This window comes from Saccharopolyspora soli, from assembly GCF_022678645.1.
In the GTDB taxonomy this organism is placed as follows: Bacteria; Actinomycetota; Actinomycetes; order Mycobacteriales; family Pseudonocardiaceae; genus Saccharopolyspora; species Saccharopolyspora soli.
Map to the genome: position 1 here is coordinate 13,254 of NZ_JALBWV010000038.1, position 21,328 is coordinate 34,581.

The 21,328-nt window shown below is 66.4% G+C and carries 21 protein-coding genes and 1 tRNA gene; 14 read left to right on the forward strand and 8 right to left on the reverse strand.

Features of this window, described 5'->3' with window-relative positions:
• Positions 1-12: 12 nt before the first annotated feature.
• Positions 13-480, reverse strand: a complete 468-nt coding sequence (locus tag MOQ72_RS26050; protein ID WP_242188292.1) for a hypothetical protein — start codon at positions 478-480, stop codon at positions 13-15.
• Positions 481-574: 94 nt separating this feature from the next.
• Between MOQ72_RS26050 and MOQ72_RS26055 the strand changes: the two genes are divergently transcribed.
• The 3 genes from MOQ72_RS26055 to MOQ72_RS26065 all read left to right on the forward strand — a co-directional run bounded on the left by MOQ72_RS26055 (position 575) and on the right by MOQ72_RS26065 (position 3,454).
• Positions 575-1,357, forward strand: coding sequence for an FHA domain-containing protein (locus tag MOQ72_RS26055; protein WP_242188293.1), 783 nt, complete (start codon positions 575-577; stop codon positions 1,355-1,357).
• A gap of 1,217 nt (positions 1,358-2,574) precedes the next feature.
• Positions 2,575-2,841, forward strand: coding sequence for a hypothetical protein (locus MOQ72_RS26060; protein ID WP_242188294.1), 267 nt, complete (start codon positions 2,575-2,577; stop codon positions 2,839-2,841).
• 262 nt (positions 2,842-3,103) lie between these two features.
• Positions 3,104-3,454 carry a DoxX family protein gene (locus MOQ72_RS26065; protein ID WP_242188295.1) on the forward strand — a complete coding sequence of 117 codons (351 nt, stop codon included), beginning with the start codon at positions 3,104-3,106 and terminating at the stop codon, positions 3,452-3,454.
• 30 nt (positions 3,455-3,484) lie between these two features.
• Here the strand turns inward: MOQ72_RS26065 and MOQ72_RS26070 are convergent, their stop codons facing one another.
• On the reverse strand, positions 3,485-4,141 hold the full coding sequence (locus MOQ72_RS26070) for a flavodoxin family protein (protein ID WP_242188296.1): 657 nt from the start codon (positions 4,139-4,141) through the stop codon (positions 3,485-3,487).
• A gap of 236 nt (positions 4,142-4,377) precedes the next feature.
• Positions 4,378-5,178 (reverse strand): IclR family transcriptional regulator domain-containing protein, encoded by an 801-nt coding sequence (locus MOQ72_RS26075; protein ID WP_242188297.1) that lies wholly within the window; start codon positions 5,176-5,178, stop codon positions 4,378-4,380.
• Between the two features lie 170 nt (positions 5,179-5,348).
• On the opposite strand from MOQ72_RS26075, the gene MOQ72_RS26080 reads away from it, so the two are divergent.
• The 7 genes from MOQ72_RS26080 (at position 5,349) to MOQ72_RS26110 (ending at position 12,264) form a co-directional block, all read left to right on the forward strand.
• Positions 5,349-6,770, forward strand: a complete 1,422-nt coding sequence (locus MOQ72_RS26080; RefSeq protein ID WP_242188298.1) for an aromatic ring-hydroxylating dioxygenase subunit alpha — start codon at positions 5,349-5,351, stop codon at positions 6,768-6,770.
• A 10-nt stretch (positions 6,771-6,780) separates the two neighbouring features.
• Complete coding sequence (locus tag MOQ72_RS26085) at positions 6,781-8,217, forward strand: glutamine synthetase family protein (protein WP_242188299.1); 1,437 nt, start codon at positions 6,781-6,783, stop codon at positions 8,215-8,217.
• A gap of 45 nt (positions 8,218-8,262) precedes the next feature.
• A complete protein-coding gene (locus MOQ72_RS26090; RefSeq protein ID WP_242188300.1) occupies positions 8,263-9,222 on the forward strand; it encodes a PDR/VanB family oxidoreductase in 960 nt (319 codons plus the stop codon).
• On the forward strand, positions 9,177-9,869 hold the full coding sequence (locus MOQ72_RS26095; RefSeq protein WP_308197960.1) for a type 1 glutamine amidotransferase: 693 nt from the start codon (positions 9,177-9,179) through the stop codon (positions 9,867-9,869). The genes MOQ72_RS26090 and MOQ72_RS26095 overlap by 46 nt, the downstream gene beginning before the upstream one ends.
• A gap of 99 nt (positions 9,870-9,968) precedes the next feature.
• Entirely contained in the window at positions 9,969-10,514 is a 546-nt protein-coding gene (locus MOQ72_RS26100) for a VOC family protein (RefSeq protein ID WP_242188302.1), read from the forward strand.
• The gene (locus MOQ72_RS26105; protein WP_242188303.1) at positions 10,507-11,310 is read left to right on the forward strand and encodes a MerR family transcriptional regulator; all 804 of its coding nucleotides are present in this window, start codon (positions 10,507-10,509) and stop codon (positions 11,308-11,310) included. The genes MOQ72_RS26100 and MOQ72_RS26105 overlap by 8 nt, the downstream gene beginning before the upstream one ends.
• A gap of 297 nt (positions 11,311-11,607) precedes the next feature.
• Positions 11,608-12,264: a hypothetical protein gene (locus tag MOQ72_RS26110; RefSeq protein ID WP_242188304.1), complete on the forward strand. Its 657-nt coding sequence runs from the start codon at positions 11,608-11,610 to the stop codon at positions 12,262-12,264.
• 14 nt (positions 12,265-12,278) lie between these two features.
• Here the strand turns inward: MOQ72_RS26110 and MOQ72_RS26115 are convergent, their stop codons facing one another.
• Both MOQ72_RS26115 and MOQ72_RS26120 read right to left on the reverse strand, forming a co-directional pair.
• On the reverse strand, positions 12,279-14,375 hold the full coding sequence (locus MOQ72_RS26115; RefSeq protein ID WP_242188305.1) for a putative bifunctional diguanylate cyclase/phosphodiesterase: 2,097 nt from the start codon (positions 14,373-14,375) through the stop codon (positions 12,279-12,281).
• A 543-nt stretch (positions 14,376-14,918) separates the two neighbouring features.
• The gene (locus MOQ72_RS26120) at positions 14,919-15,269 is read right to left on the reverse strand and encodes a hypothetical protein (protein WP_242188306.1); all 351 of its coding nucleotides are present in this window, start codon (positions 15,267-15,269) and stop codon (positions 14,919-14,921) included.
• Positions 15,270-15,571: 302 nt separating this feature from the next.
• On the opposite strand from MOQ72_RS26120, the gene MOQ72_RS26125 reads away from it, so the two are divergent.
• From MOQ72_RS26125 to MOQ72_RS26135, 3 genes are read left to right on the forward strand one after another with little or no spacing between them, the layout of a single operon-like run.
• Positions 15,572-15,844: a circadian clock KaiB family protein gene (locus MOQ72_RS26125; protein WP_242188307.1), complete on the forward strand. Its 273-nt coding sequence runs from the start codon at positions 15,572-15,574 to the stop codon at positions 15,842-15,844.
• Between the two features lie 3 nt (positions 15,845-15,847).
• Positions 15,848-17,371, forward strand: coding sequence for a circadian clock protein KaiC (gene kaiC / locus MOQ72_RS26130; protein ID WP_242188308.1), 1,524 nt, complete (start codon positions 15,848-15,850; stop codon positions 17,369-17,371).
• Complete coding sequence (locus tag MOQ72_RS26135; protein ID WP_242188309.1) at positions 17,364-18,428, forward strand: PAS domain-containing sensor histidine kinase; 1,065 nt, start codon at positions 17,364-17,366, stop codon at positions 18,426-18,428. Before kaiC ends, MOQ72_RS26135 begins: the two co-directional genes overlap by 8 nt.
• 179 nt (positions 18,429-18,607) lie before the next feature.
• Here MOQ72_RS26135 and MOQ72_RS26140 read toward each other — a convergent pair whose 3' ends face one another.
• On the reverse strand, positions 18,608-18,787 hold the full coding sequence (locus MOQ72_RS26140; protein ID WP_242188310.1) for a hypothetical protein: 180 nt from the start codon (positions 18,785-18,787) through the stop codon (positions 18,608-18,610).
• A 525-nt stretch (positions 18,788-19,312) separates the two neighbouring features.
• Here MOQ72_RS26140 and MOQ72_RS26145 point away from each other — a divergent pair.
• Complete coding sequence (locus MOQ72_RS26145; protein ID WP_242188363.1) at positions 19,313-20,293, forward strand: fatty acid desaturase family protein; 981 nt, start codon at positions 19,313-19,315, stop codon at positions 20,291-20,293.
• A 68-nt stretch (positions 20,294-20,361) separates the two neighbouring features.
• On the opposite strand, the gene MOQ72_RS44655 is transcribed toward MOQ72_RS26145, so the two are convergent.
• Together MOQ72_RS44655 and MOQ72_RS26155 are read right to left on the reverse strand one after the other, a co-directional pair.
• Positions 20,362-20,802 (reverse strand): DUF5994 family protein, encoded by a 441-nt coding sequence (locus tag MOQ72_RS44655; protein ID WP_308197962.1) that lies wholly within the window; start codon positions 20,800-20,802, stop codon positions 20,362-20,364.
• 435 nt (positions 20,803-21,237) lie between these two features.
• Positions 21,238-21,310 (reverse strand) — tRNA-Asn (locus MOQ72_RS26155).
• Positions 21,311-21,328 lie beyond the last annotated feature (18 nt).

The window sequence follows — 21,328 nt, forward strand, 5'->3', positions numbered from 1 at the left end:
CCAGCTTCGTCCCTAGCCGTTCACGGTGCCGCCGACGCCAGCGCTTCCGCTGGTGCTGCCCGAGCCACCGCCCGCGCTGCCGCCCTGCGCGACGACCTGGCCGTCGAAGATCGCGACGAGGTCCACGCCACCGTTGCCGGTGAACTCGACTTCGAGGGTCCACGAGTGCGGCAGACCGTCGGCGGGAACGGTGACGGGCTCGCGCCAGGGCAGGGTCACAGCACCCTGCTGCACCACGCGCCCGTCGAGCGTGTACTTGATCGAGGTGACCTTCCCGCTGCCGGTTGCGTTCAGCACCAGGGTGTGCGGTTCCCGGTCTGGCACCGTCATCGTCGTGGCTGGCGCGCTAACCGGCGGTGGCGTGCTCGGTGCCGGGACCGGCGGTGGAGCTTCCGGGGTCGATCCGCAACCCGCGAGTGCGATCAGCAGCAACGCGGTCGCGGCTGCCTGGCCTCCTCGGCCGATGTTGGACATCGCCATGCGCGGCACAGTACCGGCGCGCGCACGGGACCGGTCCCGAAATGGTGTGAAATCCTGTCGCAGCGTCCATTCAGGACGGACGGGAGGAGGCGTCGTGGCAATCGCTCGCATCGACGGAGGTGACATTCCGCGGCGCGGGAAGCCGTGGACGAGTCCCGGCGCACTGATCGTCCGGGCTCTCACCGGCGCCGTGGCCGCGGGTCCCGACGAAGGCGCCAGGCTGCGCTTCGGCCGCTTTCCGGTGCCCAAGGTCGAGATCTGCCTGGGCGAAGACGACATCCGGGTGAGCAGGACGCACGGCGTGCTTGAGCACCGGGAGGGGTGGTGGTGGCTGCACAACACCGGTTCGCTGCCCATCCAGATATCCGGCGGGCACCGGATCTGCGCCGCCGACGAACCGGTTCCGCTGGGTCCCGGCTACACCACGCTGCTGATCACCGGCACGAACGACCGCAAGCACGTGCTGGAACTGCGGGTCAACGACTACGACAACGCGCGCCGCGCGCTGCTTTCCGAGTTCCGCACGATGACGCCGCGGATCTGGCCGCTGAACGACGAGCAGCGGCTGGTCCTGGTCGTGCTCGGCCAGCGCTACCTCTCGGGGGAGCCGCACCCGCGGCCGCTGACCCGCAAGGGCGCCGTCGAGCAGCTGAACGAGCTGCGCCCTGGCGGGAAGTGGGACGTCAAGCGGATCGACCGGGTCGTCGAGCGGGTCCGCAACGAGCTTCGCCGAAACGGCGTCGAGGGCTTGTTCACGGACGAAGTGGATGCTCCGGTCGGCAACTTGCTCACCCACAACCTGCTGACGGAACTGACCGTCACGACGGAAACGCTCAAACGCACCGACTTGGCCCTGCTGGACGACATCGCGGCCTGAGTTGAGCGCCGGACCTCATCCTCCGGGCACCCGAGAAGTGGTGATCACGTTCCATTTCCACCGGACGATCAAGCGTCGACAACCCGACCGCCACCTCCCATAAACACACTTTTCAAGGAGCGTCGATCAATTTCCGGGGATTTAGTCCTGGCTGCCCGCCGACTCCGGTCCCGGGAGCGGAAAAATCATGGCACAGGCGGCTAAAACCCACCTCCAGAAGGACGATTCGGGAATACCCGGCGCCCCCTGGGGTGTTGAGCCGGGTGGATATCGCGCGGACCTGAATTACCCGTCTCGGACGAGACTCAGGGCTCGTTCGCGATAGCCGATCTCCACTCGCAAGACGGGGGAACAGTTCAATGCGCACAAATACACGAGCAATCGTCGCGTTGGCACTGACCGCACCACTGGCACTGGGAATCGGGGATGTGGTTGCGTCTGCCACGAACTCGGCAGAAGCTTCGACGATGGTGCTGGCAGAAAAGGGTGGGCCAGGCGGCAACAAGGACGGGACCGATTCAGGCTCCAAGACCGACAGTTCAAGCGGCAGCAGCGGTTCCGACGGCGAAGCTGGCACCCGCTAGGGGCGAATGGACTCGCTGGATCATCGGGAACAGGAGTGATCACACGAATTGCCGGGCCGCATCCCCCGTGCCCCGCGGGGGATGGCCCGCACGAGCTGGGACCGTTGGCCAGCATCGGATGCTGGAGGTGATCAGCGCGCCGAGCCAGACATGCGTTCACGGGTCACCCTTCGCACGCGTAGTGGGCCTATGGTGCTGACCAGTCCGGAAACAGCGATATGACTGGACGTCATCGCGGCCCGGCTCGAAAGAATCGAGCGTTGCTGACTCCACGCGAAACACCCATCACAAAACCGAATCCTGCTTCATCTTGCACGGTCGCGAAGTGGTTGGTCACGGTCCGACAAAGTGACAGCCCCCACATGCGAACGCGTGATCAAGTCCTTTTTCCGGGGAGCTCGATCCATTTCCGGGGATTTAGTCCTCGATATCTTCGGACTTTGTACCCGGTTCGGCGAAAAATCATGGAGCAGCGGCGAAAAACCTCCGCCGGGAGGAAAATTCAGGAATACCCCGCACCGCCCCGGACGTTGAGCCTGGTGGATATCGTACGAGCCCAAATTCCCCGCCTCAAACGAGGATCAGAGCTCGTTCCGGTAACTCATCTCCACTCTCCAGACAGGGGAATTCTCCATGCGCACAAGTGTACGAGCCGTGATCGCGTTGGTGCTGGCCGCTCCACTGGCACTGGGAATCGGGGGCGTTGCTTCGGCCACCGCTAACTCGGTACCGGCTTCGGCGATGGTGCTGACGGACAAAGGTCACCCGGGCCACGACGATGGCGGGAACAACAACGGCTCCCACGGCAACAACCACCACCGCCACCATTCAGGCTCCGACACGGACAGCTCGGACGGCAACAGCGGCGTCGACGGCAACAGCGGCACCACGGTGCCGTGAATGGGTCTCTGAAACACCGTGACGCGGTCGTGAGTGCGCAACTCACGGCCCCGCGCCGATCCATGGGCCGCATCGGGCTCTGACATCCGCATCCCCCAGGTCTCGCGGGACCCGGGGGATGTTCCGGCTGGGAACCAGCGCCGCCCAGTGGCGGGCAGGTGCTCGCGATCGACGCCCGTCATCGGTCACCTTTCGCATCCGGCACACGTCATATGCAGAGACGAACCAACCTCTGCCGACCCGTGCGAAAGGGAGCGATCCTGTGTTCACGGCCTATGTAGTCGTCACCGTGCTGGCCGCCGCGGCCAACGCTGCCGCAGCCACTGTGGACTTCCTGCGTGCTGAGTGGGTCCTGGGCAACATGACCAAAATCGGCGTCCCGCATTCGTGGCTGTTCCCGTTGGGTGTGCTCAAAGCGACGGGTGCGCTTGGCCTGCTGGTGGGTCTCGCCGTGCCGCAGATCGGGATTGCCGCCTCAACGGGACTCGTCCTGTACTTCGTCGGCGCGATCATCACCGTCGTGCGCGCCCGTTGGTACCCGCACATCCGCTACCCGACGTCGTTCCTCCTGCTGTCCGCGGGTTCGCTCGTACTCGGACTGGCCGCAACCTGAGCTGGATGTCCTCGGACACGACCGCCCCGATCAGGCCTGGTTGGCCGTTGCGCGTGGGAATTCCGGCCAGACGACGCCGTCTCGTTCGCTGTCCAACTGGTAGTCCGTGACGACCTCGTCGAACAACCGCACACCGAGGTTGAACGCCTGGCCCATCGGGTTGGCCGGGTCGCGCGTCACCTCGCCGCGCGAGTTCGCGACACCGCGCACCACTCCCACGAACTCGTGGTGCAGGTACCGCGCCATCTCCTGCACCTGCGCCATGACTCCCAACGCGGAGCCGAGGTAGGACTCCTCGGAGGTGAGCACGACGGCCAGCCGCTTCCGCGCGATGCGCCGCTTGACCTCCGCGGAATGCGGGTAGTCGGCCTTGGTGTAGCAGAAGAGCCGGTCGATGAAGATCTTCAGCTGGCCCGCGATTCCGTACCAGTAGAGCGGAGTGGCCAACACGATCGCGTCCGCGGCGAGGACCTGCCGCAGCAGGGTTTCGTAGCCGTCCTCGATCGAGCACGTCCCGTCAGCGCGGCGGCACGTGCGGCAGTCCCGCAGTGGCGCGGAGACCACGTCGACCAGATCCGCGATCTCGACGTCGTGCCCACGACTGACCGCGCCGTCGAGAACAGCTTGCGCCAACATGCGGGAGTTCCCGTCCTTGCGAGGGCTGGAGCTGAGAGCCAGAACCTTCATGGAGTGGTGCCACCGTTCCTGGATGTCTGGGACTGGTGCGGCACGAGGCCGTGCTTCGATACTGCGGCCGACCGACCACAAAGACAATCAGGATGTTACGGCCAGTAATGAGAAGCTGTCCTTCACAATCACCACGACCATATCCACTGTGGACATTTGTGCCAGCGACGGATCCTTGGACCTGGCCGGGAAGCGTGCAACAGGGCACCGCACGAAGTGGTCGTGCTGGAGCGCTGTCACACCAGCTGCGACTGGATCTTCCTCGTCACCGCCTGCAGTACTGGCAACACCCGCTCGAACATGTCCGCCTGGGAGAGGTGCTCGACGCTCGATCCGATGTTGAGCGCGGCGACCTGGGTGTCATCCCATCGTCTGAGCGGGACCGCTATCGAGTGGAAGCCCGCCTCCACCTCGTGGGCCACGTACGCATAACCCTGCTCTCGCACGCTCGACAACTCAGCGGCGATCTCCGCCACGGCCGCGGGGTCGTGCTGGGACTCGTGTTCGCGCATGTACCGCTGGAACTGGTCATCGTCGAGGGCGCTGATCAGCACTCGGCCCAGTGCGGAACGAGTGGCGGGCACGCGGAAGCCGATGCCCTGGCCGACCGCGAGCGCCTGGCGGGGCAGCGCCCGCGCGATCATCACGGCTGCGGGGCCGTCGAGAACGGCTGCGGTGCAGGAGGTGCCGAACTCCTCGCAGAGGTCGTCGCAGGTCGGTTGCAGCACGCGGCTGACGGGGTTGGTCGTGAGGTAGGCACTGGCGAGGGCGAGCACCTTCGGCGCTAGTCGATAGGACCGGTTCTCGGGAATGACGTAGCCCATGTGCACCAACGTCAGCAGTGCCCGGCGCACCGTCGCCCGCGGAATGCCGAGCTTGCGCGAGAGATCGGACTGGGTCAGCCGCTCCTCCCCCGGCTCGAACGCGGCCAGCACCAGCAGTCCCCGTTCCAGGGCCTCCGAATAGTCACCCGGGCTGGCGGTACCGGCGTCGCGGTTCGCGCGCCGGGCCTCGTCGCGCGGATTGAGCTTCGCCATCTACATCCCTCGCGTTCGGCTACCGAACATGTGTCCATGAATCTATCAGGTGACGGCTTCAGCAGCCTTGCCAGCAATCACACGGGCACCTAATCTGTCCATTTAGCGGCCAATTGTTCGTTAAACGAACGCAGCGGCGATCCGCCTTCGAGGCCAGCAAGGAGATTCCCGTGCGAACTGACGACAACAAGAAGCTCACCGAGACCGGACCGGGCACCCCGGCCGGTGACTGGATGCGGCTGTACTGGCAGCCAGTGGCCTTGACCGAGGAACTGGCGACCGAACGACCAGTGGTCCCGTTGCGGATCCTCGGCGAGGACCTGGTGCTGTTCCGCAACGACGATGGATCACTCGGTCTGATCGACCAGCGATGTGCCCACCGGGGCGCGGACCTGTCCCTGGGTCGGCTGGAGGACGGCGGGCTGCGCTGCTACTTCCACGGCTGGCTGTTCAACGGCAACGGATCCTGCATGCAGACCCCGGCGGAGCCGGACGACAGCCCGCTGGCGAGCAAGGTGAAGATCCGCTCCTACCCGGTGCGCGAGTGCAACGGCATCGTCTGGGCCTTCCTCGGCAAGGGAAGGCCGCCGGAGCTGCCCGCGCTGGACTGCTTGGTGGCACCGGAGGAATACACCTTCGCGTTCAAGGGCTACCTCGACTGCAACTGGCTGCAAGCCCTCGAAGTCGGTATCGACCCCGTGCACGCCTCCTTCCTGCACCGCTTCGAGGAAGACGAGGACGTGGAGGACAGCTACGGCAAGCAGTTCCGCAACGCCTCGCTGGGCACGAACCTGCCGATGACCAAGATCCTGCGGGAGTACAACCGCCCGGAAATCCTCAACGCCCGCACCGAATACGGCCAGCGCATCGTCGCGCTCCGCAAGCTCGACGGCGAGGGCCTGGACGGTTCGTCCACCCACGTGCGCATCACCCACCAGGTCTTCCCGCACGGAATCACCATCCCGTTGAGCGCGACGATGGCCATCACCCAGTGGCACGTCCCGATCGACGACGTCTCGTGCTACTGGTACGCGATGTTCACCAGCCTCGACGAACCGGTGGACAAGGTGACCATGCGCGCGCAACGGCTGGCGGGCATCACGCTGCCCGACTACAAACCGGTGCGGAACCGGGCGAACAACTACCAGTTCGATCCCGAGGAACAGCGCACCCAGACCTACACCGGGCTGGGCTCCGACATCAACGTCCACGACCAGATGGCCGTCGAGGGGCAGGGCTACATCTACGACCGCAGCCGGGAGCACCTCAGCCGCTCCGACCGCGCGATCGTCACCTACCGGCGAATGGCGTTGCAGGCCATCGACACCGTTGCCGAGGGCGGCAGCCCGGCCACCCTGCTCAACGACACCGCGGAAGTCGAAAGCCGCGGACCCATCCCGCTGGACGGGATCGGCCCCACCGGCGGCTGGGAGGACTACTGGGCCCAGTCGATCGCGGATCTGCGCAAGGCCAGCCCGTGGGCAGCTGAGATGCACGCCGCGCTCGCCACCGGCCCGGCCGGGGTGCCGGGCTCGGAATTCGAACCCGACCGCTCGCAACTGCCCGACGCCTACGACCGCGGCGAGAAGTGAGGCGGCCGTCGTGGGATTCATCGAGAAATTCGACCTGTGGAGCGAAGAGCAACAAGAAGCTGGTCGTGCGGTCCTCGCCCGCCTCCAGGACGGGGACGTTCGTTGGGTCCGCGTCTCCTTCGTCGACCAACACGGAATGTTGCACGGAAAGACCATCGCCGCCACGGCGCTGCCGTCGGCTTTCCGCGATGGCATCAGCGTCGTGTCGACGCTGCTGTCGAAAGACACTTCGGGCACAACTGTGTTCGCGGCGTTCAACGCCGACGGCGGTGTCGGTATCGAGGAGATGGCGGGGGCGGCCGATGTCGTCATGGTCCCCGACCCCACGACCTTCCGCCGGATCCCGTGGGTAGCGGGAACCGGGTGGGTGTTGTGCGATCTGCGGTTCCGCAACGGCGAACAGGTGCCGTTCTGCAGCCGCGGGGTGCTCCGCACCGCGCTCGACCGCGCCAACCAGGCTGGCTTCGCCTACTTGACGGGTCTGGAGATCGAGTTCCACCTGTACCGCCGAGCTGACCACGCCCCGAACGCGGACGGAATCGCGCGGCACGTCCATCCCACCGAGGTCGAGCCGATCAACCGCGGCAACCAGTTGCTCTCCGAGGAACGCGGTGACGAGGTCGAGCCAGCCGTGCGGCGCATCCGGGAGAACCTCAGCGGAATGGGGATCGAGCTGCGCAGCATCGAGGTCGAATACGGCGCGAACCAACTCGAAGTGACCCTCGATCCCGCGGTCGGACTCACCGCTGCCGACGCGGCGGTGATACTGCGCAGCACCGTCAAGCAGATCGCGCGGCGCGGCGGCTACCACGCGACTTTCATGTGCCAGCCGCAGATCGCCGACAGCAAGTCCAGCGGATGGCACCTGCACCAGTGCCTGCTGAGCGCAGAGGCCGGGCACAACGTCTTCGTCCCGGCCGACGGCGAAGGTCCGATCTCGGTGTTGGGCACGCAGTTCATCGCGGGGCAGCTCGCCCACGCCCGCGCGGCGTGCGTGTTCGCCAACCCGACGATCAACGGCTACAAGCGGTTCCAGCCCTACTCCATGGCACCCGACCGGATCGCGTGGGCTCGGGACAACCGCGGAGCCATGATCCGCCTGGTCGGCTCTGCCGAAGATGGCACCACGCACGTGGAAAACCGGGTCGGCGAGCCCGCCGCCAACCCGTACCTCTACCTGGCCTCGCAACTGCACGCCGGGCTGGAAGGCATCGAAGCCGCTCTACAGCTCGGCCCATCCGCCGACGACCCCTACACCACCCCAGCGGAGCACCTGCCCGCCAGCCTCGCTCGGGCCGTCGACGCGCTTGAGGACGATTCCGTCCTCGCACGGGCCATGGGCATGCGGTTCACCACCTACTACACCGCGCTCAAACGTGCCGAGATCGCCCGATTCGAACGCACCGTCACCGATTGGGAGCAACGTGAGTACTTCGACCTCTACTAGCACCGCCCACCTGACGGGCGATTTCGACGGCGGGGAACCACCAGCATGACGACGGCACGACACGACCTGACGCTGCGGGTCACGGCCGCGACCTGGGAAGCCGACGGCGTCTTGGGACTGACCCTGCACACCATCGACGGTAGCGACCTACCGGTGTGGGAAGCGGGCGCGCACATCGACGTCCTGCTGCCCTCGGGACGCAACCGGCAGTACTCGCTGTGCGGGGATCCACGCGACCGCAAGCGCTACCAGATCGCGGTCCGGCTCGAAGACGCCGGGCGGGGCGGATCAGCGGAGATCCACGGCACAGCTCTGGTCGGCGAACAACTCCGAGTCGCCTCACCCCGCAACCACTTCGCCCTCCGCGAGGCAGCGGAATATCTGCTGATCGCGGGCGGAATCGGCGTCACACCGCTGCTGCCGATGGCCACCGCACTGCACCGACGCACAGCGGCCTGGTCAATGCTGTACTGCGGCCGCGGCGCCGACACGATGCCCTTCCGCGAAGAACTCGTGGCACTCGGTGGAAAGCAGGTGCGGCTGGTTGACACGACGATCGAGGATCGGCCCGATCTCAAGGACGCCACCCACCGGCTCCCACCCGATGCGGTCGTCTACTGCTGCGGCCCGGCGAGCCTGATCGACGCCGTCGTCGAGACCTGCGAAGCCAGCGGCACCCGCTACGAAACCGAGCGCTTCGCGGCGAACGAACAACGCACCGGCACAGGCGAGGACAACGACGAGCTCGAACTCGAACTGCGGCGATCCGGCGTGGTTCTCGCGGTCGGACCGGACACCACGCTGCTCGAAGCGATTCGAGGCGCCGGGGTGGAGGCCGACTCCGACTGCGAGGAAGGCTACTGCGGCACCTGCGAAACCACCGTCCTGGAAGGCGATCCCGACCACCGCGACGTCGTGCTCTCAAAAGTGGAACGTGCCGCGGGGAAAACGATGATGCCGTGCGTCAGCCGCGCCTGCGGCAAGAAACTCGTCCTCGATCTTTGAGTTCGGAAAGGTGCGACGACAATGGCCACACGAGCTCTCGTGCTCGTCCACGACCCGGCGCGGGGCCGACGCGACCGCATCCCCGGAGCGCTGATCCCGGCGATGGCCGACCGCGACATCGAGCACGACGTCGCGTCATTGCTGGCGAAACGATCCCGGATCTCGCTGGCTACGACCTGCTCATCGTGCTGGGCTCGCATGAATCGGCCTACGACCAGCGCGTGCCCTGGCTCGCCGACGAGCTGGCCTTCGTGACCGCCGCGGTCGGCCGAGGACTTCCCCTCCTCGGGATCTGCTTCGGCGCTCAACTGCTCGCCCGGTCCCTCGGCGGCACCGTTGCGCCCTCGGCCCACCCCGAGCGGGGCTTCACCACGGTCGCGTCGGACGATCCCCAGCTGATCCGCCCCGGTCGATGGATGCAGCTGCATTCCGACACCTTCACCATTCCGGCCGCGGCGGCCGAGATCGCCCGCAACGCCAGCGGATCACAGGCATTCGTCGCCGGGAACAGGCTCGGCGTCCAGTTCCACCCCCAAATCACCATCGACAGCTTCTGCTTCGCCGAAGTTGATCCCTTGCTCACCGACCTGCTCGGCCGCGAGCCTCGCAGCGTCGCCGATCAACTCGCAGACAGCATCGCCGCGTAGACGTACCCGGCCACGACGTTGGTCGCATCGCTTCGCGATAGACCGGATTCACGGACTCGGCTTGACCCTCACGTTGCGTGAGGGTGGACGGTGTAACGCATGAGTGACTTCTTCAACGCATTCGAGATGGGCCCCATATCAGAGCGAGGGCGGAAGGCGGTTGCACCGGAAGTATTCCGCGGCATCTACGCGATGCCGGTGTTCGTGACCATTCCGACGTCCGACCTGGCGGCGTCGACGGATTTCTGGGTGCGCGGGTTCGGCTTCATCGAGCTGTTCAGCATTCCGGGGCAGGTGGTCCACCTGCGCCGGTGGGCGTTTCAGGACGTCCTGCTCGTTCCGCTCGCGGCGGGCGCCGAGGCGCCCGAGGTGCCGGCGATGAGCGTGAGCTTCGCGTGCGTGCTGAACGAGATCGATCCCCTCGTCGAGGCGTGTACTGAACTCGTGGCGGGCAGCGTGACCGGACCGCGCGATACGCCGTGGCGTACTCGCGACGTCGAAGTAATCACGCCCGAGAGGATGCGGGTCGTGTTCACCGCGGCGCAGGAGTTCGATCCCGACAGCCAGGAGGCGCGTGATCTCGCCTCGGTCGGGATCGTCGCGCCGGGATCAGCGGAAGAGGGTCACAATGATGTCCATGGTTGATCGCGACGTCAACGACGGTGTCACGGTAGGCGCGGCGGCCGAACTGGTGGGTGTGACCGTCCGCACGCTGCATCACTGGGACGAGATCGGCTTGGCGTCGCCGTCCGTGCGCACCACCGCTGGCTATCGCCACTACACCGAAGCGGACCTGCAACGCCTGCACCGGATCGTCGCCTACCGGGAGGCCGGGCTTGGGCTGGATGCGGTGCGTGAGGTGCTCGATGACGCCACCGCGGAGATCGGCGCCACCCTGCGCGAGCAGCGTTCCCAGCTCGCCGAGCGGATCCACGACCTGCAGCAGCTCGACCAGCGCCTGGAACGGATGTCGGAGGCGCACGAGCGCGGCATCCTCCTCAGCGACGAAGCGCAGTCGGAGACCTTCGGGCCGGACTGGGACGCCCCTCGATCTCGGCAGGCCCGCACCGTGTGGGGGGATTCTCCGCAATGGGCGCAGTTCGCCGAGCGCTCCGCCTCCCGCACCCGTGAGCAGTGGCAGTCACTCTCCGCCGCGATGTCCACGTTGCAGCGCGATCTGGGCGACGCCCTGGACCGGGGCGTCATCCCGGGCAGCCCCGGGGCGAACGCGCTCGTCGAGCGCCACCGCGAAGTCTTCTCCAATTTCTTCCCGCTCACGCGACAGATGCAGGTGTGCCTGGGGCGGATGTTCGAGTCCGACCCGGGCTTCTCCGCCCACTACGACGGCATCCGGGCCGGACTCGCCTCCTGGTTCCGGCAGAGCATCGACGAGTCCGCTCGCACCTACGGGATCGACCCGGACACGGCCACCTGGCACTAACCCAGTAACCACATCAGTTCCCCAACGCCCGTCGCGCGTCGCTCGGGCCGACGCTAGTCGGGCATGCGCCGTTCTCGGGGCATGCCCGACTTATCGTGAGCCCACGGAGGTGCTCGTGACCCACGGCAACGCTCGTCTGACCGTCCACGGCAGGGCGTCTGATCATCCAACGCTCCCGCGCAGGCTGGAAGCAGGCGACCATGCGCTGGGTGAATACCGCGTCGTCATCGCAGGTCCTTGGCCAGCGGTAGAAGCAGTCCGCGAAGCCGACAGGCATGTTGGGAGTCCACGGGCGACTTGGCGCACGCCGAGTCCGCGGTTGACGAGCTGACCGACCGGTCGGCCACGGCAGAGCACGAGGCCGCCGCGGCCGACGAACACCAGCGCACCCTCAGCAGCACAGTCGGCGCGGCGGTCGCCGAGTTGCAGCGACAAACTCGCCGAGGTCGCGGAATCCTTGCGGGACAACGAATCCGACCAGCAACAAGCCGGGCTGGACCGGGATCGCGCGATCGAGCAGCGCGGGCGGCCAAGGGGCGCCACGAAGAGTTAAGCGGACGGCTCAAGACGGCGGCCGAGGAACGCGCGACGGCGGCTGAGTCGTTCCGCCGGTTCACCGGTACCGGACTGCTGACGATCGCCTTGCCGGAGCTTGAGATCCCCGCCCCGGCCGAAAAGTGGGCTCCAGACCTCGTGGTTCGGCTGGCCCGCCGGGTCAACGAAGAACTCGCCGACGTCACCGACGACGACAACGCCTGGGAACGGGCGCAGCACCGCGTCAACAACGAGCACAAGGCGCTGCACGACACGCTGTCTCGGCACGGCAACCGGGCTTCCGCTGATCTGCGCGAAGACGGCGAACAGGTCGTGCGCATGCCCTGGACGCCGCGGTATTGGATAGACGCCTCGGCGGTGACACCGGAGTTGGTGGCGCCGCAAGGTAGGTCCCGGTAGTCGCGTGTTGCTTGCTATGGCTGCTGCGAGCTGAGGAAGGTGCGCAGTTCTGGGGCGGAAAGGGGGTGTGAGAACAGCCAGCCTTGGAAGAGGTCGATGCCGAGGTTGTCGAGGGCGTGGAACTGGCCGGTGGTTTCGACGCCTTCGGCCACGCAGCTGCGGCCCATGGCGTGGCCCATGACGATCATGGCTTGGGCGATGGCGACGTCGGCGGGGTCGGTCTCCACGCCGGTGACGAACTGGCGGTCCAGTTTGATGATCTGGGTGGGCAGGTCTTTGAGGCGGGCCAGCGAGGAATAGCCGGTGCCGAAGTCGTCGAGGGCGAAGCGCACCCCCCGTTCGGCCAGTTCGATCATGGCCTCCCGGGGGCGTGCGGGCAGATCGACCAGGGATGTTTCGACCATTTCCAGGACCACGCGATCACTGTGGATCCCGGCCTCGGTGATGGCTGCGGTGATCTCGTCGACGAATTCCGGATCGTGCGGCAGCAGATCGGACAGGTTGACGGCGACGGATACCGGGCGCCCGTTCGGGGCGGGCCAGCTGGTGGCCTCTCTCAGGGCGGCGTGCAGGACCCACCGATCCAGCGCGCGTAGGAGGTCTCCTTGCTCGGCCACGGGCAGGATGACCGCGGGGCCGAGCAGCCCGCGCTCCGGGTGCGACCAGCGCACCAATGCCTCGGCCATGGCCACGGAACCGGCGCGGTCCAGAATCGGCTGATAATGCAGGCTCAAGGAGTCGCTTTCAATGGCATCGCGCAGCTGCTCTTCCAGACCAAGCTGCCCTTCCCGGGTGCCGATCAAAGCGGGGTCGGCCAGCGAGATGCGCCCGGGTCCTCGGCTCTTGGCCTGGAACATCGCCGTATCGGCGTAGCGCAGGAGGTTCGTTCCTGCGGTGTCCTGATCGAGCATCGAGGCTCCGATCGAAGCCGACACGGTGACCAGTTGGCCGCGTAGCGGCACGGTCGTGCGCAGCAACTCAGCCACCCACGTGGTGAAGGACTCCAGGCCACCGACGGTCTCGACGTCCGAACAAATGATCACGTATTCGTCGCCGGAGAGCCGAGCTGGGGTGCACCCGGGCGGCAGCGCGTTCGTCAGGCGCCGTGCCACGGCGGTGAGTAGTTCGTCGCCGGCCTCGTGGCCAAGCGCGTCGTTCACGCGTTTGAAGTTGTCCAGGTCGCAGAAGAGCACGGCGACCCGCTCGGCCCCGCCGTGCAGCTCGGTGTCGAGCACCTCGTTGAGGCCGGTGCGGTTGAGCAGCCCGGTCAGCTCGTCGTGGGTGGCCTGAAACCGCAGCGTCTCGGCGTGCCGTTGCCGCTCAGTGATGTCCTGGAAGACCACGAGCCAGAACCGGCTTCCGTCGTCGGCCACGGAGGACGTGGTGCGCACCTCGCAGGTCACGGAGCGGCCATCCGAGCTCAGCAGTACCCGCTGCTGCACCTGCGGCTGGTTCAGCCCCGCACGTGACGCTGCCGCGTCGCCGACGAGGTTGATGTCCCGGTCGTTCGGGTGCAGCAACCCCAGAGCAGGCATGGCGCGCACTTCATGCATCCGATAGCCCAGCAGACCGCACAGCGCCTCGTTGGCATCCAGCACATGCCCGGCTTCGTCGAACAGCGCGATCCCGGCAGGGGTGAGGTCGAACAAGTCACTGAACCGCCGACTCGACCGCTGCTGGCGGACACCGGCTTCGGTCTCATCGCGCAGGACCTGGAGAAAACCGCACACGCTGCCATCCGCCGATCGACGCGTCATGAGCACCGTATGCGCCCAGAAGTGGGTGCCGTCCCGCCGCCGATACCAGCCCTCGTCCACGAGGCGACCGGCCTCGGCGGCCCGAGCCAGCTGCCACTCCACGTGGTCGGCAGCGGCCTGCTCCGCCGGGACGAGCACCGAGACATGTGAACCGATGATCTCCTCACCCCGATAACCCAGGACATGTTCGGCCCCGTCATCCCAGCTGGCCACGCGACCTGCCGCATCGAGAACGACGATCGCGTACTCCCGCATGCCCGCAGCCAGCAGACCCAGCCGAGCCTCGGTCTCCGACTGCAACCGCGCGATCCCCTGGTGATGACCCCCGGCCCCGGCGTCAGGTTGCTTCTGCATAACGCCCCCTTGAGAAATGACCGTGTCGTGGTCGGAGACGTCCCGCAGCCACCGAACGTGCCCATCTGGGGGGTGGCGGCGTGCGCCGACCGGCCACAGGGAGTCAGCGGCATCCACCGATAGTGATTCGATTATGAGCCGCGCCGCACGGCGCGCACTCGCGCGTGGAAGGCGCGTTCGTTGGCTTTGGCCCTCATTGACCAACTCCCGCAGCGTCTGAGATCCGGACGAGCAGCGGCCAGCCACGTATTCCCATGACGCGGCCTGGAGTCGATGCAGTCGGATCTTGGCGTCGGTGAGTCGTTTCTTCAAAGCGTGATCCACAATGGATCGCAGCACAACAGCAAAGGGCCTCCGCAGCTGCGGAGGCCCTTTACCGGAACGCTAACTCGAGTTTGACGAGCGTCTTTCGCACTTCTGAACTCCGCCTCCTGCAGAACTTCCGACAGGGCTCAGGACTACGAACGTCCTTGAGTTGGACCATGCGTTCCTGCGGGGCTGTCGCGTCATCGCCCCTTCGGTTCACCGACCCTCTCAATCGATTCACCGCATCCTCAGTACACACCCGTGCAGGGCAGAAGTCAATGAAGGAAGCCGTCTGAGCTGCTGAAACCACAAGCCGCTGCGGACGAGAGCCAGCACGAGGACGCCGGTGACGAGCGCGGAGATGCCCGTGACGAGGAAGCCGTGGTCGAATCCGGTGGCGAAGGCGGCGCCCACGGTGTGCTCGGCCGTGTCCTGCAACTGTGCGGGCAGGGCGGTGCTGAGTTCCGCCGCCGGCCGCTGGCCAACGAAGTCGGCCTCGCTGGTCAGCGCCGGATGTGTGGTCAGGATTTCGAGGACTTTGGCCGAAGACCGGAAAGCCGCATTCGGGGTCGCACCGCGGACGGGCAAGGTGGGCAGTCCCGGGTTACAAACGGGGGGCAGCCCGGCACAAGGGCGCGAAAGGGCTGCACGACCGGTCGAACCGGCTCAGGTTACGACGCCGCAGTTTGCGAAACGGGGCGGTCGAGGCGTGTGCTGCGTGGTGGTGCTGACGGCAATGGATCGAACGAACGTGGCAGGGCTGGCGGGTCCGTTCCCGTTCGGTTCACGCGGGCGCCGCCGGGTGTTGGCGCGGTGATCCAGGGTCGCTTGGGGTTCGGTGTGGAGTGGGGGCGCTTGCTGGGGTGACTACGTATTCGTTCAGGTTGTACGTGGCGGGGCAGACGGAGCGGTCCGAGGCCGCGGTGGCGAACCTGCGGTTGCTGTGTGAATCCAAGGTCCCCGGCCGCTACGAACTCGAGGTCATCGACGCAGCCGAACGCCCGGACGTGGCGGCGGAGGAACGAATCCTGGCCACTCCCACGGTGGTCAGGCTCGCACCGCTGCCGCAACGGCGGGTGATCGGGGACCTGTCCGATCACGCCCGCACCGCAGCTGCCCTCGGCTTGCCGGACTCGTACGTGCTGCCATCGGAAAGGCGGTGACCCGTGACCGGCAGCAACGAGATCGAGCGGACGCCAACTGGTATCAGTGGCTTCGACCAGGTCGCGTTGGGTGGGCTTCCCGCTGGGCGGGCCACGCTCGTGAGCGGCACGACCGGCAGCGGCAAGACATTGTTCGCCGTCGAGTTCCTCGCCCGCGGTATCCGCGGCTTCGACGACGCCGGGGTCTTCGTCACGTTCGAGGAGGCGGCCGCCGACGTTCGCCGCAACGCTGCCTCGCTGGGCTTCCCCATTGAACGATGGGAAGGCGAGGGGAAGTGGGTCTTCGTCGACGCATCGGCCGATATCGAGGAAACCTCGACCGTCGGAGGCTACGACTTCAGCGCACTGGTGGCCCGCATCGAGTACGCGGTCCGCCAGATCGGTGCCAGCCGCGTCTCCCTCGACTCGCTCGGCGCGATCTTCACGCGTTTCGTCGACATCGGCATCGTTCGCCATGAGCTGTTCCGGATCGCCTCCTCCCTGGAGATGCTCGGGGTCACCTCGGTCCTCACCGCAGAGCGAGCCGCGGAGCACGACGGCGTGTCTTTGTACGGCGTCGAGGAGTTCGTGCTCAACAACGTGATCATCCTGCGCAACGTCCTCGAGCAAGAGAGACGACGCCGGACCATCGAGATCGTCAAGTTTCGAGGTGCCCCGCACCGTACCGGGGAATGGCTGTTCGCGATCGACCCGCAAGAGGGGATCGTTGTCATGCCCCTCGCATTCCTCTCGTCGCGCGAGCGCGCGTCGCAGACCCGCGTCTCCTCGGGCAACGCCGAACTCGATGAGATGTGCGGCGGCGGTTTCTACCGGGACGCGATCGTCCTGCTCAGCGGGTCCACCGGCGCGGGCAAAACGCTGACGAGCCTGAACTTCGCGGCTTCCGCGTTCGCCTCGGGGGAACGCTGCCTGTTCTACACGTTCGACGAGACCCGCGAGCAGCTCGGCCGCAACGCCGCTGGTTGGGGAATCGACCTCGATGCCATGGAAGCGACCGGATTGCTCCGGGTCGTGTCGGAGTACCCGGAGGTGGCGTCGCTGGAAGATCACTTCATCCGGCTCAGGCGCGGTGTGGCGGAGTTCGCACCGGCCCGATTGGTCATCGACACGCTGTCCGCACTCGAGCGCGTCGCCAGTCCACGGGCTTTGCTTGATTTCCTCATCGCACTGGGTGCTGTGCTGCGGCCCCGCGAGATCACTGCACTACTCACGTCGGCGGCCGGCGCCCATCTCGCATCCGCACTCGTCCCCGCAGTCGCAGTGGAGGTCGCAAGCCTCGCCGATGTCACGATCCTGCTCCGCGACTTCGAACGCGCTGGCGAGATCCAGCGGGCCATTGCCGTCGTGCAGGCCCGGGGCACCGCGCATGACCACAGCATCCGGCAGGTCACGATCGACGGTGGCGGCATGCACGTAGGCGAGCCCCTGCACGGTGGTTCCCACATCCTCGCCGCGAATCCCCTCGTCGAGGATCCGCAGTGGACGACCATGTCCGAGCGAGCACAGGGACCGAGAACCGATGGCTGACCCTCGCCCCGAAAAGCGTGCGGCGGCAGGCACCGAGTCAGAGCGGACCACCGGCGCCGGGTTCCGTGACGGGGCAAACGAGGCCATGGTGGAGGCATCGGCGGACGGGATCATCGCCGTCGACGAGCGAGGGATCATCCGTCTCGCCAATCCGGCCGCCGAGATGCTCTTCGCCCGCTCGACAGGAGATCTCGTCGGCAGCGCGTTCGGTGCCCCGACAGTCGTCAACCAAACCAGCGAGATCGACTTGATCCGGCCCGACGGATCCGCCCGGGTGGTCGAAATGCGGGTCACCGCCACGACTTGGCACGGCGAGCACATCTACGTCGCAGCGCTCCGTGATGTCACGCGGCGAAAGCAAGCGGAACAGGACCTGGAAGCCGCCCTGGAACGCCAGACCACCGTGGTCGCCGTGGCCGCCCACGAGCTCCGCACCCCTGTCGCCGCGATCAAGTTGCTCGTACATCTGCTGCGTGACCGGCGCTCTAGGCTCAGCGAGGAGCAGACCGTCGAGATCATCGATGAGATCGTCGTTCGCATCGACCGTCTTCAAGCACTCATGCACAAGCTCCTCACTGCTTCCAGGATCGACGCGGAGGACATCCGCGCCGCCCCGGAACCCGTGCGTGTGCTCGAAACGCTCCTCGAACGGCTTGCCGAGTTCGAGGAGAAAGCTCAGGACGTGAGCCTGTCGTGTGACCCCGAATTGGTGGCCGTCGTCGACCGCTACGAGCTCTCCGAGATGCTCACCAACTACCTGGAGAACGCCTTCGCCTACGGACGCCCACCTGTCGAGGTACGGGCCATCGAGCAATCGGGCCGGGTCGAGATTCGGGTGTGCGACCGCGGGCCAGGCGTCCCGGACTCGTTCGCGCCCCACTTGTTCGAACGCTTCAGCCACGCGCCGCGCGCCGACCAACAGGCCGGGGGCACCGGCCTCGGACTGTGGATCGTCCGCAGCCTCGCCCAAGCCGCCGGCGGCGACGCCTGGTACGAGCCCAACGACGACGGAGGCGCCTGCTTCTGCCTCCGCTTGCCAGGAACACCAAACCCCTGACGGCGACCTGCCAATCCACACACCAGCTCCTCGACCGGCAGTGGGGAATCCGACATCGCCGCACGCTTGCGCCCGCACGGGCTTATCTGCAGGCGCCGGTAAACCACGGCCTGGGATTTGCAGGCAGGGAGCAGTCAGTGACTGTCGGGTCGGCGGCCGTGGCGCTGGAACGGGCCGTGTCAGGTCCGCTCGCTGGGCTCCTGTCGGTCCGCGGCATAGACCGTTGCGGCGGCCAGAGCGAGTCGCGCCCACACGGCTGCCTCGGTCAGGCGTGCCTGTCGGATCTCCCCGGTGGAGTGTTCCTTCGCTTGCTGCAAGCTCTGCTCGGCTGACCTCGCGTATTCCTCGGGGTGCTTCATGGCGCACACCTCACTCGTTACGCATAGACGTGCCGTTTCCGGCACTGCCAGTACACGCTTCCGCCTCATCCCGGTCCAGAATCGAGGGCCGGGAGGACATCGGGGGCCGTCAGGAGCGTGTGATGTTGGCGATCACGCGGCCCTCGTCGCTTCGATCGACGTTGATGCGGCGGGGTTCGGGCTGCTGCTCGGCGGCGGTGCCATGTGCTGATGGATCAGTGACGCCGGGTGGCGCGCTCTCGGCAACAGCTGCACCGTAGTTGCTGTGCGGGGACCTCGCGCTGAGGGCGGGCGGCAGGGCGCCCGCCACGAGAGTGCGAGTCGCTCGGCATAGGAAATACGGGGGCCTGTGGGGGGATCATGAGTTCCGACGCAATGCGCGCTGCTGGTGGGAAACACCTGCTGCCCCGGCAGCGCATTTCGCGGGACGGCGCGGGCACTGCGGGCAAACCCCGCCCCGGCGAGGCGCGTCCGGCCCGTGACGTGAGTGCAGGGCGCGGCAGTGACTTCTCCGAGCTGGCCCTGATGATCAAGCAACGCGGTCTGCTGAAGCGTCGCCGCCCGTACTACGCGGCGAAGATGGCCGTCAACGGCGGGTTGTTCGCGGCCGGTTGCGTAGCGTTCGTCGTGCTGGGTGACTCCTGGTGGCAGGTGGTCACGGCGGCGGTTTTCGCAGGAGTGTTCACGCAGCTGGCCTTCATCGGACATGATGCCGGGCACCGCCAGATTTTCCGCTCCCGCCGGGCCAACGACCTGGTAGGTCATGTTCACGGGGTTCTCACGGGGATCAGCTACGGCTGGTGGGTCGGCAAGCACAGGCGTCATCACGCCAACCCGAACCACGAGGACGCTGACCCCGATATCGAGATCCGTGCCCTGGCGTTCACCGCCAGGCAGTCCGGCACCAAGCGCGGCGTCCTCCGGTGGATGGCGAAGTATCAGGCATTGCTCTTCTTTCCGTTGCTGACACTTGAGGGGATCGTTCTGCACGTCTGTAGCATCCAGGCCGTACTACAGCGTGAGGTGAAAACGCACCGGGTAGAAATCGCTCTGCTCTCTGCGCACATGGTCGTCTACCTCGCGGCGGTGTTCCTGGTGTTGTCGCCGCTGAAGGCGGTGGTGTTCATCGCCGTGCATCAGGGACTGTGGGGCGTGTACATGGGGTGCGCATTCGCGCCCAACCACAAGGGCATGCCAACCCTGTCCGCGGCCGACAAGCTGGACTTCCTTCGCAAGCAGGTGCTCACCTCCCGCAACATTCGCGGGAGCCGGTTCGTCGACTTCCTGCTCGGAGGTCTGAACTACCAGATCGAGCATCACCTCTTTCCCAGCATGCCACGGCCGAACCTGCGTCACGCCCAGCAGCTTGTGCACGAGTTCTGCACCAGCCGCGGACTTTCGTACAGCCAGTGCGGCCTGCTCAGTTCCTACGCGCAGGTGCTGCGGCATCTGCATGCCATCGGCGCGCCATTGCGGCACCCATCGGTCAGTCGCACCACCCCATGACCACATAGCGCTTCCAGTAGCTTGATCTCTCTCAGGAGCTGTGGACGTGCGCCGTCAGCAGTGCGCGTCTACCTGACGGTGCGCAGGTGGCCGCCGTCGGTCTCCCAGCGGGCTTCGGGCGACGCCTCCGCAGGCTGCGGGATGGGCGTGTCAGCGGTGGGACCCGGTGTTCGATCATCGGCGAGCAGATCGTCGGGGGAGGCGACGCTGTCTTGTCCGGACGCAGGGACGACCAGCAGGACCATTCGGCGCCCGTTGGGGCTGGTCATGCTTACTGTGTGCTGATCGAGGGTGTGGAAGGCTTCCAGGCGAACCTGGTGTCCATCGACGCGCAGTTCTCGAGGATCGGCGTGGGGCCACCGCACACGGGCCCATCCGTTCGGAGCAGGTGACCGCCGAAGGTCGCCCGCTCCAACCCCAGCTCCTCGTGAAGGTCGGCGGACTGAGTCATTCCGTTTTGCAGCCGGAGGTAGCCGTCCGGTGAGGTCGGCTACGCGGAGTCGGAGCACGTCCGTGGCCAGCCTCAAGAATCACCACGCAGTCCACAACGGACAGACGGTGTCGGCGCTTCGGGCGGTCCTGGGCCGAATGAATCCTCACGATCGCGGGCGCGTCGATCAGGTCCACGCACATTCCACGATTCCAGGATGATCACTCTTCGCAAGGCGATCCGGGCTCGAACCGGCGCGCTCTAGGACGACCTGTTGCAACGGAGTAGAGGGGCAGGTGCCGTGAGCATTTCGAACGTCAGCGTTCGGGCCGACATCGTTCTCGGTGAATCCCAGACCGGTCGGATTCCGACCGGGGAAGGGAGTTTCGCCACGCCGCTGGGACCTGTGCCACAACCCCACAGGCCACGATGGGCGCGGCACCGCGATTCTGCACCCTCGGGGCCAAATCTCGGCCCCGAAAGAAGAACCCCAGGCCGTTGACCTGGGGTGATGCTCCTCCGACTGGACTCGAACCAGTAACCCTTCGGTTAACAGCCGAATGCTCTGCCAATTGAGCTACGGAGGAATATTGTTTTGTGCTCGT